Raw genomic sequence first — 13,683 nt, 5'->3', positions numbered from 1 at the left:
GGTATTAGTGCACCGCCTGCCGGGGGAATGCATCACGAGAGATATTTTTCGCCGTGAAGCTCTTTCGCAGCTATGTCCTCACATGATCCCGCGCGAGAGGGATAACGGATAGCCCGAACCCCGATTTTTTAGCTGTCCAATATCCGCTATTGCCCTCCGCTGGACATATCACTCTCCGTCGCTTTTGTGACCCGCGTCTCCTGCTGAGACTGACCGGTGAAGGCGGTGAGGAGCCGTTCGGCCGCCAGCGTCGGCGTGAGCTCACCGGCGTCCACCAAGGACTCCAGTTCCGGAACGAGCTTGCTGACCTCCGAATCCTGCTGCATCCGCAGCATGAGGCGATCGCGGACGTGGGCCCACATCCACTCGACCCGCTGCCGCCGGCGCTTGGCCGCCAACTCGCCGCTCTCGGTCAGCGCGGCGCGGTGCGCGTTGACCGCATCCCACACCTCGCCCAACCCGGAACCGGTGAGGCCGCTACACGTGAGCACCTTCGGGCGCCACACGCCGCCGGCCGGCTGTAGCATGCGCAGCGCCCGCGACAGGTCGCCCGCGGCCTTACGGGCTTCGTCGGCGTGGGGGCCGTCGGCCTTGTTGACCGCGACCACGTCGACCAGCTCCAGCACCCCTCGCTTGATCCCCTGCAACTGGTCGCCCGTGCGGGCCAGGGTGAGTAGCAGAAAACAGTCGACCATGCCGGCCACAGCCGTCTCGGACTGGCCTACCCCCACCGTCTCGACGAGCACGGCGTCGAAGCCGGCGGCCTCCATGAGGATCATCGTCTCGCGGGTCGCGCGCGCCACCCCGCCGAGGGTGCCCGCCGTCGGCGAGGGGCGCACGAAAGCGTTGGGGTCTACCGACAGCCGTTCCATGCGGGTCTTGTCGCCCAGGATGCTGCCGCCGCTGCGTGCCGAAGAGGGGTCCACCGCGAGCACGGCCACCCGGCGGCCGTGCTCGGTGAGGTGTGTCCCCAGGGCGTCGATGAACGTCGACTTGCCCACCCCCGGCACGCCCGTGATGCCCACCCGGTGGGCGCCGCCACTGTGCGGGAGCAGCTTCACCAACAACTCCTGGGCCAGCTCGGCGTGATCGGGGCGCCGCGACTCGACCAGCGTGATGGCACGGGCCAGCGTTGGGCGGTGGCCGGCCAGGACACCCTCGGCGTAGCTGTCGATATCGATAGTGTGTCTCATCCCAGTCCAGTCGGGCGCGGAAGCGGACTCACCCGTCAGTGTGCCCGAGCCGTTCGGCAAGAGTCTCGACGAGCTGGGTAGCCGCATGCGGGATGCTCGTGCCGGGGCCGAAGATCGCACTCGCGCCGGCCTCGCGCAGCGCCTCGTAATCCCCCGGCGGGATAACGCCACCGGCGACGATGAGGATGTCGTCGCGGCCCAGCGCGGCCAACTCGTCGCGCAACTGCGGCACCAGCGTGAGGTGCCCGGCCGCCAGCGAGGACACTCCCAGGATGTGGACGTCGTTGTCGGCGGCTTGACCGGCGGCCTCGGCCGGCGTCTGGAAGAGCGGGCCGACGTCGACATCGAAACCCAGATCGGCGAAGGCGGTGGCGATGACCTTCTGGCCACGGTCGTGGCCGTCCTGGCCCATCTTGGCGATGAGAATCCGCGGCGGACGCCCCTCGGCCTCGGTGAAGGCCCGCACCCGCTCGGTGGCGGTGTCGAGGTCGGTGGTGGCCTGACTGTTGCGTGCCTCGTCGCGATAGACGCCGGTGAGCGTGTTCACCGACCCCGTATGGCGGCCGAATACCTCTTCCATAGCCTGTGATATCTCCCCGACGGTGGCATGGGCGCGGGCGGCCTCGACAGCGGCGGCGAGCAGGTTCTCCTGCCCGGCAGCGGCGGCGGTTAGGCGCCGCAGCGCCTCCCGGGTCGCCTCCTCGTCGCGTTCGGCCCGCAGCCGTGCCAGTTTGGCCAACTGCTCCTCACGCACCCGGCTGTTGTCGACCTTGCGCACCTCGACCTCGTCCGCGGTGTCGGGCACGTACTTGTTGACTCCGATGAGCGGCTGGTTCCCCGAGTCGAGCCGGGCCTGGGTGCGCGCCGCGGCCTCCTCGATGCGGGATTTGGGGATACCGGCGTCGATGGCGCGGGCCATGCCGCCGGCGGTCTCGATCTCGGCGAGGTGGGTGCGGGCACGCTCGGCGAGGTCGTGGGTGAGGCGCTCCACGTAGTGCGACCCGCCCCACGGGTCGATGACCCGGGTCGTGCCCGTCTCGTGCTGGAGCAGCAGTTGGGTGTTGCGGGCGATCCGCGCGGAGAAGTCCGTGGGCAGCGCCAGCGCCTCGTCCAGCGCGTTGGTGTGCAACGACTGGGTGTGGCCCTGGGTGGCCGCCATCGCCTCGATACCGGTGCGGGCCACGTTGGTGAACACGTCTTGGGCTGCCAGCGACCACCCCGAGGTCTGGCAGTGGGTGCGCAGGCTCAGCGACTTCGGGTTGCGTGCCCCGAAACCGGCCACCAGCTCGGCCCACAGCAGCCGTGCCGCCCGCAGTTTGGCCACCTCCATGAAGAAGTTCATGCCGATGCCCCAGAAGAACGACAGCCGCGGCGCGAAGGTGTCGATGTCCAGCCCGGCGTCCACGCCCGCGCGCAGGTAGTCCACCCCGTCGGCGAGCGTGTAGGCCAACTCCAGGTCGGCCGTGGCTCCGGCCTCCTGCATGTGGTAGCCCGAGATCGAGATCGAGTTGAACTTGGGCATGCGCTGGGCGGTGTAGGAGAAGATGTCGGAGATGATCCGCATCGAGGGCTGGGGCGGGTAGATGTAGGTGTTGCGGACCATGAACTCCTTGAGGATGTCGTTTTGGATCGTGCCCGCCAGTTGCTCCGGCGCCACCCCCTGCTCTTCGGCGGCCACGATGAACAGCGCCAACACCGGCAGCACCGCGCCGTTCATCGTCATCGACACGCTCATCCGCTCCAGCGGGATGCCGTCGAACAGTTCGCGCATATCCAAGATGGAGTCGATCGCCACCCCGGCCATGCCCACATCGCCGCTCACCCGCTCGTGGTCGGAGTCGTAGCCGCGGTGGGTGGCCAGATCGAAGGCCACCGACAGCCCTTTCTGCCCAGCGGCCAGGTTGCGCCGGTAGAAAGCGTTCGACTCGCTGGCTGTGGAAAACCCCGCGTACTGACGGATCGTCCACGGCTGGGTCGCATACATCGCTGCGTAGGGGCCGCGCACGTAGGGCACCAGACCGGGGAACCCGGAGACGAAGTCCAGCCCTGCCCGGTCCTCGGCGGTGTACAACGGCCGCACTCCGACCCCTTCGGGGGTCTCCCACACCCACGCATCGGGCTCCTTGCCCGTGGCCTCGGCCACTGCGGCGCTCCACCGCTCGGCGTCGCCCGCCGAGCCCGCCGGCACGCCCGGGTCGACCGTGGCGAAGTTGGGAACCGACACCGACGTCATCACGCCACCCCCAGGCAGTCGTTTAGCTCTTCCAGCAAACTACGCGCGTCGCAACCGGTGAAGACATAGCCGTCCACAGCCGCCGTCTCGTCGCCTTCGGCAGCGCCGTCCCCGGCCGGTGGCTTACCCGCCAGCAGCACCCGCCGTGCTCCCGCGGCGCGCAGCGCAGCCACCGTCGGCCCGGCCTGCTCCACATAGACCTTGTCGCTGGAGCACAGGCACGCCACCCGCGCGCCGCTGTCGCGAAACAGCGCCGCGACCTCCTCCGGCTTTGCCGTGGCACCCGCGCTCACCGGTTCGATCCCGCCAGCTTGGAACAGGTTCGCCGCGAACGTCGCGCGGGCCGTGTGTGCCGCCACCGGCCCCAGCGTCGCCAGGAACACTTTGGGACGGTGCCCGGTTTCGGCCAGGTGTGCGTCCGAACGGTCCCGTAGCGTTTCGAAATCCTCGGCGTAGCGGTGCCGAGGCAGCGCCACCGCCGAGCGGGGCCGGGCCGGTGCCGGCGCCGGCCAGCGCTCCAGCGTGGGCTCGGATAGGTCGGGGTACTCGCTCACCCCCGTCAGCGGGTCCAGCCGGTGCGCGATCCGGTCGCGGCGCCGCTGCCACACCGCGTCGACCCGCTCGGCCACCAGTCCCGACGCCAGCGCCTCGGCCATGCCGCCGGCGCCCTCGATCTCCTGGAAGAACGCCCATCCGGCAGCGTAGAGCTCGCGGGTCAGCTCCTCCACGTAGAAGGAGCCGCCCGCCGGGTCGATCACCTGCCCCAGGTGCGACTCCTCCAGCAGCAGCGACTGCGTGTTGCGCGCGATGCGCCGCGCGAACCCATCGGGCAGCCCCACTGCCTCGTCGAAGGGCAGCGCCGTTACCGCATCGGCCCCGCCCACGCCGGCCGCGAAGCACGCCACCGTCACGCGCGGCATATTCACGTAGGGGTCGCGCCGCGTCATCATCGCCGGGGAGGTCACCACGTGCTGCACCATGGCGCGCTCGCTCGCGGCCAGCCCGCACACCTCAAGCACCCGCGCCCACATGGCCCGTGCGGCCCGCAGCTTGGCGATGGTGGCGAACTGGTCGGCGTTGGCCGCGTACCGAAACTCCAGTTTCCGCGCCGCTTCGGACAGGCCCAGCCCGGCGTCGGTGAGCGCGCGCAGGTAGGCCACACCGGAGGCCATCGAGGCCCCCAACTCTTGAGCGTCGGAGCCCCCGGCCTCGTGGTAGGGGGTCGCGTCGGCCACCATCAGCCGCATGCCCGCAAGCCGGCCGGCGTAGCCCACCGCGTCGCGCGCCGCGCTGTCCACCGCCGCGGGCTCGCCGCTGCGCGCCGCCACGCTCAGCGGGTCAAACCCCACGTTGCCGGACACCGTGGTGGTGGGGGTCTCGCTGGCGGAGTGCGCGCGCAGCAGCTCCTCGACTGCCGCCGGGGTCTGATCGCCCGCGTCGAGCACGACAGGAGCCAGGTCCATGCTTACGTCGGCGAGTACGTCGCCGATGCTGTTCACAGGGACCCCGGTGTCGCCCGCGCTCAGCCAGATAGAGGTGACGCCGTTGTTAAGGTCAGCGGCGATCGCGTCCCGGGTGGCCTCGGGGTCCGGGTCGGTGTGGCGCTGGCGCACGTCCCAGCCGCTGTCGGTCGCGCCGTGGGGCCGGCCGCCCCGCAGGAACGGCGCCACCCCCGGGAAACCGGGATCGGCGGTCTCGTCCTCGGCAGTGTAGAGGGGACGGATGGTGATTCCGTCATAGGTGGTCGACGACAGTCGCTCCTCGGGAGCCGGATCGTCGTGGGGGACCTCGATCCCGCTTTTGCGCAGTACATCAGCTATCAGGCCGCGCCACTGCTCTCGCTGGGCCGGCGCGCCGCTCTCAACTGCGGTTTCCCTGTCCGGTGGCCTCATAATCTATGAGGATAAATGTAACTCTTAAACTGTTCTTGGGTTGGGGGGATGTTGGGGGCTCGGTGCAGGTCAGTGCACCCGGTGTAGCCGCACGCGCACTCGTTGGGGTGCTGGTGATCTCTCTTGAGCCACCGTCCGACGCGGTTCGGGGCCGGGCCTTTCCGCCACGAGGCGGCGGCATCGAGACACTCCTAGTCGGTTCGGCCGAGCGTGACCACGGGGTGGGGTGGTTTCCGGCTGGCCGGGGCCGCCCGGCACAAACGTCCTAGCCAAAGCCGGCTGCTCCCCACAGAGTGCCGACGAGCGGCGATATGGCCGAAACCAGACAAACGCCCACGACCGTTCCGCCCCCGCGGTTACAGTTGTCTCTGCCGCGTTCTATATTCAACGCGGCGGAAACGCTTTCCCCGCCCAGGTTGCGTGTGGCTCGGGAAACCACCGCTGCCCCGCGGCGTTGTGGTCTGGCTGCGTTTTTCGCCTGATGGAACGGCTCCCCCACGTCTCAGGTGCTGTCTTGCGATCCATTCCTCAACCCCTTGTCGGCGCCACGGCCCTGATTGTGGGCTGCACCTGCTTTGCCGCCTCTCCCGCCGGCGCCGAGCCCACCCCTAGCCCCAGTAGCCCTAGCCCCTCTCCTTCGGTCGCCTCGCCGTCGGCTCCGGCGCCGTTCGAATACGAGACCAGCGGTGGGGGCGTCACCCTCTCTGGAGCGTTGGAACGCGGGGCTGACAAGACCTCCATCGACGGTACGCTGCGATCCCCGGCGACAACGGTGTGGGTGGATGTCGTCAAGTCGACCAGGAGCGCAGACGGCCGGATTCTCGATGTGGTCCAACTCTCCGGTGGTTCGACCGGGGGAGCCGAGGTCTACGACTACGGCCCGCTGACCACCTCACGCCCCACCGCCGCGGGCACCTACGCCACCTACCGCATCATCGTCACCTCGCAGGACTTCGAGCCCCTGCTCGTCGTCAACTGCGGTGACAGCGAATGCGCAGCGGGCTCCACCTCGCCGCTGACCGGGGGATGATCCGCTCGCCCCTCACACCTTCTGGGGCCGCCCCGCATTCGAGAGCGTCGATCGGCTCGCCGTCCTTGTGCGCGACCGTCTCCGGGCGCGGCCCCTCTGCGGCGTCGCCGTTTCGGACTGCGAAAACGCTTGGAGGGAGCGAGGATAGGGTCGCGGCCATGTACATCTTCGATGACGCCGTCGACGAGGCCGGCGAGATCGGTTTTGACTTCCGGGTTCCCGAAGGCTGGAGCGAGTTCGACCTGTCGTCCGACGGCCTCGCCGCCCGTCGCGAAGAGACGCTGCGTCACCTCGCCGACGATCCCGACCGCCAGCAGGCGGCCAGCGAGGTGTTCACCACCGCCGGCCACACCCTCGACCGCGCCACGTCCGCCGGGCTGATCGCGGCTGCCGGGGTGTGCGACCGCTACGAGGACGGCTACTTCATGGCCAACGTGACCGTATTCTCTTGCGCCGTGCCCCCTGGCCGGCACCTTGATCCCCTGGACATGGTGGGCCACCTGCACCCGCCCGAGCACCAGACCCCGGGACAGACGTGGCTGCGCACGATGCTCGCCGAGCTTCCCGAGATCGGACCGTGTGGGCGCGTCATCGGTGTCGCTGAGCACCGGGAGACCGACGACGTAGCGCTGCGCGCCGTCGTCACCCACACCGCCGTACCGGTGCCCAACAGCGGCAAGCGGCTGCTCGTCAGTTGCACGAGTCCCAACATCGAGCAGGTCGACGCCGTGCTCGACCTCTTCGACGCGATCACGGCGACCGTGCGCTTCCGGCGCCGCTGAACGAGCCGGCGCTCACTCCAGCGGCCGGCAGCGTGGCACCCACGGCCCCGACTGTCCAGATTCGTACCGTTCGTCGGCCCCGTCGCGTATCCGGCTGGTAAAATCACTGCGGGTCGCTTCCGCCCGCCGCCTCGTGCGGAGCGGCACAGCATCCCCTGTTCCCGGAGCCTCCCGCGACCCGACGCGCATGCACCCTTCCCTGACCCCGCCGGAAAGCCGGTCATGCGTCTCTGCGGGGGAGCTGATCCTCGACGCCAGCGCTGTCTCGGTCGCCGCCGATTCTCGCCGCTGCTCCTCGTCGGCCGCGACGAGAGCACGGGCGAGGCGGTCTTGGCGGCCTGCCCCGTCGATCTCGCTGCCCGAGACCATCAACCCCAGCGCCGCCACCGGCCGCCCGAGCCCCACGAGCCAGGAGGAGCGCCGTGAAAATCACGATCCCCGCCGACGAACTCGCCTCGCTGAAGTCGGAACTCAACGAGATCCACGACATTCTCGACGAGGTCGACGACTACCCGGACTCCCCGGCGGCGTGCACCGTCGGCCCTCCCAGATTCCAGGAGGCCGCCGAGGAGTTCGACGACGCCTGGGGCGATGGCCAGGACCAGCTTCAGCGCAATATCGAGGCCGTGCGCGACGGCATCACCACCATCCTTGACTCCTTCGAGAAGCTCGAAGACGATCTCGCCTCCCAACTGCAAGGAGACGGCTCGCAGGGCGGCTCGGGTGGACGTCCCGGCCAGGCCGGCTAAACCCAGTCACGCCACTCCCGCAACCAGCGAAAGCGAGGCGATATGCCGCCGGGCTCCTACCAGTTCGAGGAGGACGTTGCCGCGCCGCTGGTCGAGGTCGGCTTCAACATGCTCATCCCCGAAGGGTGGACGAGCTTCGACCTCACCGGCGACACGCTCGCCCAACGCCGCGCCGAACTCAACGACTCCTTCGACGGCAGCCCCGAGGCGCGCGCGGCAATGAACGACCTCCTCGTCCAGACGCGCCAGTTCGTCACCGACGCCGCCCGGTCGGGGCTGATCTCGGCCTCGGGGGTGTGCGAGGAGTACGAGGACGGCCTGTTCCTGGCCAGCGTCGCCGTGTTCGCCTTCCACCCGCCGCAGGGCGAGGACGCCGACCCGCTGCGGATGGTCGACCACATCCACCCCAAGGAACAGCAGCGCTCCGAGAACCTGTGGCTGCGCACGCTCACCGTCGAGATCCCCAGCGCCGGGGTGTGCGGGCGCGTCCAGGGCATCGCCGAACACGACCTCACCGAGGACGCCTCGGTCCAGATGGTGGTCATGCACACCGCCGTCAACGTGCCGGGCAGCCGCGTCAAGCTGCTCGTGAGCTGCTCCAGCCCCAACCTGCCCGAGGTCGACGGTCTCCTTGACCTGTTCGACGCGATCACCGCCACCCTGCGGTTCTGGGAGGACGTCTAGGTTCTGTTTTTCGGACGGCTGGAGTGCGAGGGTGTTCTTCGTCGGCTCGTGTCTCGATCGCTGCGCGATCTCGTCAGCCCGCGGGGGCGCCCACCCGCGTGCGCCCGCCCTCGCCGCCCTTGCCGAAAAACAGAACCTGACCGCCGTCCACCGGCTGCCCATGAGCGGCGGCGAGGAGCGGGGTGCGCGGGGCACGGTCGCCGCGGGGATCACCGCTGGGCGATCCCCGCGGCGAGTCCCCCGATCCGCCGGCGCAGCGGTCAAGGCATTGGGATCTTGACCTGGCGCAACTGCCCGTCGGCGAGGTGCAGGTAGCCCTTGCCCATGACCAGCCGGCTGCTGGCCACCCCCTTGGGCAGGCGCAGCCCCAACAGCTCACCGTCAGCGGAGCTTTGCGGCGACAGCAGCACCCCCATCCGGTTGCGTTTGAGGTTGACGTGCCAGCCGGAGAAGCCACCCTGCAGCGCATCGGTGGTGCCCGCGGCCATGATGGCCCACCCTTCCCCGACCAGCCCCTTGGCGACGCGGGAGAACTCGTTGCCGAGGTCGCTGTTGAGCAGCAGTTCCGCGTCGTCGACCACGATCACCCCCGTGTCGGCGTCAAGCTTGGTGACCGCGTCGCGGAAATCGCTCAGCAGCGGGTTCGCGCTCTCGATGACGGCGCCCACGCCCGGGTCGTCCTTCAGCTCCGCCAGCGTCGAGGAGCGCGGCATGATCAGCACCAGTTGGCTGCCGCCGGCGATCAGCGACCTCGACATGTTCAACAGCAGGCTGGAACGTCCCGACCGCGGCGGCCCGCCGATGAGGAACGTCGGCGTGCGCGCCAGGTCGGCACCGAAGGCGGTCAGCTCGTTGCCGCCCACACCCACCAGCGCCCACAGGGGGCGCTGCGGTCCGCTGCGGTAGGAGTCGGCCTGCTCGTAGTTGAGCTGGTCGGGCAGCACGTCCACGCGGAACGGCCGCTGCTGCGGCGCGGGGGCCGGCTGGCGGCTGAGGAACTCGGCGATGCGCCCCAACTCGCCGGCTTGCGCGGCCCCGCTGGTGGCGCTGCTGAGCAGCGCGAGCTGGAGTTCCGCGGCGTCGCTGGTGCGGAAGGCGCGGCCCTCAGGGATGTCCTCGGGCAGCTTGCGTCCGGTCAGCCCCACCTGGCTGTAGTCGCCACGGTCGTTGAAGCGCAATGCCAGCCGGTCCTCGGTGGTCATGGCGTAGCGGCTGCGCGCCAGCGTGCGGTCACCGGACATGAACATGTGAATCCCCGCTCCGGCGCCGTCGCGCAGCAGCGTCACCACGTCCTCGATGAGCGCCCCGTGGTTGTAGCTCTGGAAGACCTGCTCGAAGGCTTCCCACCGGTCAAGCAGGACGACGATGTGGGACGGGCGCTGCTCGCCGGGCAGTGCGTCACGCAGCTCCCCGATGTCGGCACAGCCGTGGTCGGCCAGCAGGCGCTGGCGCTTCTCCAGCTCGTCGCTGAGCAGCGCCAGCAGCCGGATCACCCGCTCCTCTTGCATGCGGGTCACGACCGCGCCGCAGTGCGGCAGGTCGGCCACCGGCAGCAGTGCCCCGTTACCGCAGTCGATCCCGTACATGTGCAGGTCGGCGGCGGTGTGGCCCAGCGCTAGCGAACCGGCGACGGTCCGCAGTGCCTGCGAGCGCCCGCTGCGCGCCGAACCGATGATGTGCAGGTGCCCCATGGTGGACACGTCGATGTGGAATGGCCGCTGCGCCTGTAGTTCAGGCTGGTCGAGCAGGCCGATCGGTACCGGTTGCAGCGTGCCTTGGGTGGGCTGGTTCAGCGGGGAGCCGCGGAACAGGTCGGCGATCGTGATCGCGGTGGGCAGCGCGGGCAGCCACGGGCTGGGCTGGCGCCGCACCTCCAGTTGGTCCGCGGCCTGCTGCACGGCTTCCACGAGGACGGTCAGGTCGGTGACCTCCACGTCCCCGCTGGCCTCGCTGTCCTCCTCTTGGCGCACCGGCAGCGGGGCCGCGAAGTCGCTCCAGCGCAGCGGGTGCGCCACCGGGTCGGTGGCCGTGGTCGACATGACCACCCGACGCCCACCGACCCGGCCCGACTGGAACGGCAGCAGCGAGGCGTGGCCCAGCCGCGCGTAGGCCCGCCCGGGCGTGTCGATACTGATCTGGGCGGACTCGGCGGAGTCGATGACGTCGCGGCTTTCTGACTGGTCGGTCATGCGCAGCGCGATCCGCAGGTTGGTGTTGGCGCGGATGTCGTTCGTGACCACCCCGGCCGGCCGCTGCGTCGCCAACACCAGGTGGATTCCCAGCGAGCGTCCCCGCTGGGCGATGTTGACCAGACCCGTGATGAAGTCGGGCAGCTCGCGCGCCATAGAGGCGAACTCGTCGATCACCAGCAGCAGCCGCGGCATCGGCGGCAGGTTCGGGTCGCGCTCCAGGTAGTCGATGTAGTCGTCGATGTCCTTGGCGCCGGCGTCGGCCAGCAGGTGCTCACGGCGCCGCAGCTCTGCCCCCAGGGAGGTCAGGGCGCGGCTCACCAGGTGGGTGTCGAGGTCGGTCACCATCCCCACCGTGTGGGGGAGCCGCACACAGTCTTTGAACGCGCTGCCGCCTTTGTAGTCGACCAGGACGAACGACATCGCCTCTGGCCGGTTCACCGCCGCCAGCGAGGCCACCAAGGTCTGCAACAGTTCGGATTTTCCCGACCCGGTCGTGCCCGCGATCAGTGCGTGCGGGCCGTCGCGGCGGAGGTCCACCGAGAACGGGCCGTCCACCCCCGCGCCGAGCGTGGCCAGGGTGCTCCGCCCGTTGGCCGCCCAGTGCGCCGCGACCACCTCGGAGTCGGGCGGCTCCAGCCCGATCACGTCCAGCAGCCGGGCGCTGCGCGGCAGCGACCCCTCCTCCTCGGCGGTGCCGCTGTCACGGATCGGCGCGAGCGTGCGACTCACCCGTTCAGCCCAGCTCAACGGCGGCGCGTCGATACGTACATCCTCCACCCGGTCGAACTTGGTGCGGTGCAGCCGTAACCCCTCCTCGCTGGAGACCGACACCACGGCCTGGCATTCCTCCGGCAGCAGCCGCTCCTCGGTGTCCAGACACAGCACGTGCACCCCGGCCGCGGGGCCCTCGCGCAGCAACTGCACCACACCCGGCAGGGAGCGCAGCCGCCGCGCGCCGTCGAGCACCACCACGATGTCGCTGTCCGGCTCCGCCCCCGCCGCTTGCGGGCCGCTCCGCGCCGTCACGATCGACAGCAGTTCGGCGATACGGCGCGCGCAGCTATCGGCGTCGACCCCGACGCGGCTCAGCGACACGTTCGGCGTCCGGCTGCGCAGATGGGGCAGCCACCGCGCCCATGCCCACTGCGCCTCGTCGCGGCCCAACGACAGCAGGTAGATCTCCAGTTCGGTGGGGCTGTGCATGATGGCGAGCTGGCCCACCAGCCACCGGTTGAGGGCGTCGGTGAGGTCACCGCGCCCGGCCACGCCCACAACCCCGGTCTCCCGCAGCGACACGGTCACGGGCACGTCGCGCAGGTGCCACGTGACCTCCTTGCGGTGGTCGTCTTTGGTGGGATCGTTGAGGACGACCTTGGAGGGCACCGCGCCGGTGCCCACCCGCAGCAGCGTGAAGTCCTCATCGGTGCGGCGCCGCTCCCACAGCCGGGCCCGCGGCCCCGTCGCCAACAGCAGCGCCGTGGCCGGGTCGGGGCAGCTCTCCCGTCGAGCGCGCTGCTCAGCGGCGAGCGCGTCCTTGGCGTCGGCGGTGATCCGTTCGACTTTCTCGTTGTACTCCTTCAGCTCCCGCTCATAGCGCGCTTTGCTCGTGCGGCGCTGCATGAGCTGCATGCCCAGCACTGAGATCGGCGCGAGCAAACCGATGAGCAGGTAGTGCATCCGTTGCAAGACGAGCGCGCTGCCGATGGCCATCAGCAGCGGGAGCATGATCATCACCAGCAACTGCACCAGCGGCCGGTCAGGCGGCTGCGGCGGCGCGGGCAGCCGGAAGTTCGTGCGGGTGGGGGCGGGGTGCAGTCGCGGCGGGCGGTTGTAGTCCAGGCCGGTGCCGTCGGGGGAGTTGAGCACGGCCGCGTCGGGGCGGCTCGTGGGGTGGGCCTCCAGCAGGCTGTCGGCTAGCGAGAGCTGCTGCCCAGGCTCCCACGCCGTTCCCGCTTCGGCCGGTTCGGCCTCCACCGTGATGTCGTCCCCGTCGACGCCGAGGAACGTGACGTTACCGGTTACGTCGACCCGTACCCGTACTGACATCCCCGACGACGGCACGGGCACCTTCGCTGCCACCACATCACCGATGGTGTAGTCGCCAGGGTCGAGCCGGTGCACGAAACCGCACGAGGGTCCTGAGACCACCCGGATCTCCGCGGCGGCCGTAGGCTCGCCCAGCCGCGTCGGCTCAAGGGTCCCAACGCTGACGATCGACCCGTCGCGCAACCCCGCCTCGGTGAGTGACTTGTTGCCGTTGATCTGGCGGTCGCCCACGTACAGCCGCGGTGCCCAGCCGTCAAAGGTGGGAGGCAGCCCCAGGCTGGGAGCGATCGCCATCGCGAGCTGCTTGACCGAGGCGCTGGGGTCGGCTTCGACGAGCAGATCGGTGGTTGGCCCCGGCAGCGGCTCGGCGGCGCCGGGCACGGGCTGCGGGGCGGTTGCGGTGAAGATGAGACGCACGGCCTGATGCTTCCGGTAGACGAGACAACATGAGGCTGCCCCGGATCACGACCGGGACAGCCTGTCGGCGAATGTGGGCGGGCCGCTCAGCCGCTCAGGCCCTTACCGAGTTCCTCGTCGGTGCTCTGGAACGAGTCACCGACCTGCTTGACGTACTTGCCGATGCCTTCCAGGCCGTTGTTGACGTCCTTGAAACCCTGGTGGAACTGCTCGAAGAACGGCTTGAAGTCCTTCTCGGCCCCCGGCGTGTTGTAGCCGTCCTCAAGCAGACCGTCGACCTTGCTCTTGATGCCTTCCAGCCGCTCCTGGAACTCCTCGAACTCGGAGATGAGGGAGCTGGAGGTTTCGGCGGTCCGGTCAGAGTCGACCGAGTAGCTCGGCATGTCCTAAACCCCTTTGGTCAGTACCGGCCACGAGAGAGCCCCGTGGTCTGTGGACTTGGGTGCGGGCGCGCTCGCCCCGCCG

9 protein-coding genes are annotated in these 13,683 nt (G+C 69.7%); 4 read left to right on the top strand and 5 right to left on the bottom strand.

What is annotated here, in order from left to right; genetic code table 11:
* Positions 1 to 146: 146 nt before the first annotated feature.
* From meaB to ABD848_RS04385, 3 genes are read right to left on the bottom strand one after another with little or no spacing between them, the layout of a single operon-like run.
* Entirely contained in the window at positions 147 to 1,193 is a 1,047-nt protein-coding gene (gene meaB / locus ABD848_RS04395) for a methylmalonyl Co-A mutase-associated GTPase MeaB (protein WP_344967557.1), read from the bottom strand.
* Positions 1,194 to 1,221: 28 nt separating this feature from the next.
* The gene (gene scpA / locus ABD848_RS04390) at positions 1,222 to 3,426 is read right to left on the bottom strand and encodes a methylmalonyl-CoA mutase (RefSeq protein WP_344967555.1); all 2,205 of its coding nucleotides are present in this window, start codon (positions 3,424 to 3,426) and stop codon (positions 1,222 to 1,224) included.
* Positions 3,426 to 5,318 carry a methylmalonyl-CoA mutase family protein gene (locus ABD848_RS04385; RefSeq protein WP_344967553.1) on the bottom strand — a complete coding sequence of 631 codons (1,893 nt, stop codon included), beginning with the start codon at positions 5,316 to 5,318 and terminating at the stop codon, positions 3,426 to 3,428. Before ABD848_RS04385 ends, scpA begins: the two co-directional genes overlap by 1 nt.
* 514 nt (positions 5,319 to 5,832) lie before the next feature.
* Between ABD848_RS04385 and ABD848_RS04380 the strand changes: the two genes are divergently transcribed.
* From ABD848_RS04380 to ABD848_RS04365, 4 genes are all read left to right on the top strand, one after another.
* Positions 5,833 to 6,348 (top strand): hypothetical protein, encoded by a 516-nt coding sequence (locus ABD848_RS04380; protein WP_344967551.1) that lies wholly within the window; start codon positions 5,833 to 5,835, stop codon positions 6,346 to 6,348.
* 158 nt (positions 6,349 to 6,506) lie between these two features.
* The gene (locus ABD848_RS04375; RefSeq protein WP_344967549.1) at positions 6,507 to 7,130 is read left to right on the top strand and encodes a hypothetical protein; all 624 of its coding nucleotides are present in this window, start codon (positions 6,507 to 6,509) and stop codon (positions 7,128 to 7,130) included.
* Between the two features lie 422 nt (positions 7,131 to 7,552).
* Positions 7,553 to 7,879: a hypothetical protein gene (locus tag ABD848_RS04370; RefSeq protein ID WP_344967547.1), complete on the top strand. Its 327-nt coding sequence runs from the start codon at positions 7,553 to 7,555 to the stop codon at positions 7,877 to 7,879.
* Positions 7,880 to 7,921: 42 nt separating this feature from the next.
* Positions 7,922 to 8,563 (top strand): hypothetical protein, encoded by a 642-nt coding sequence (locus ABD848_RS04365; RefSeq protein WP_344967545.1) that lies wholly within the window; start codon positions 7,922 to 7,924, stop codon positions 8,561 to 8,563.
* A 260-nt stretch (positions 8,564 to 8,823) separates the two neighbouring features.
* Here the strand turns inward: ABD848_RS04365 and ABD848_RS04360 are convergent, their stop codons facing one another.
* Together ABD848_RS04360 and ABD848_RS04355 are read right to left on the bottom strand one after the other, a co-directional pair.
* On the bottom strand, positions 8,824 to 13,218 hold the full coding sequence (locus ABD848_RS04360; RefSeq protein ID WP_344967543.1) for an FtsK/SpoIIIE domain-containing protein: 4,395 nt from the start codon (positions 13,216 to 13,218) through the stop codon (positions 8,824 to 8,826).
* A gap of 86 nt (positions 13,219 to 13,304) precedes the next feature.
* Complete coding sequence (locus ABD848_RS04355; RefSeq protein WP_344967541.1) at positions 13,305 to 13,601, bottom strand: WXG100 family type VII secretion target; 297 nt, start codon at positions 13,599 to 13,601, stop codon at positions 13,305 to 13,307.
* Positions 13,602 to 13,683 lie beyond the last annotated feature (82 nt).

It is taken from the genome of Salinactinospora qingdaonensis, assembly GCF_039539445.1.
Classification (GTDB): Bacteria; Actinomycetota; Actinomycetes; order Streptosporangiales; family Streptosporangiaceae; genus Salinactinospora; species Salinactinospora qingdaonensis.
This window is presented reverse-complemented; position numbering and strand designations above follow the sequence as displayed.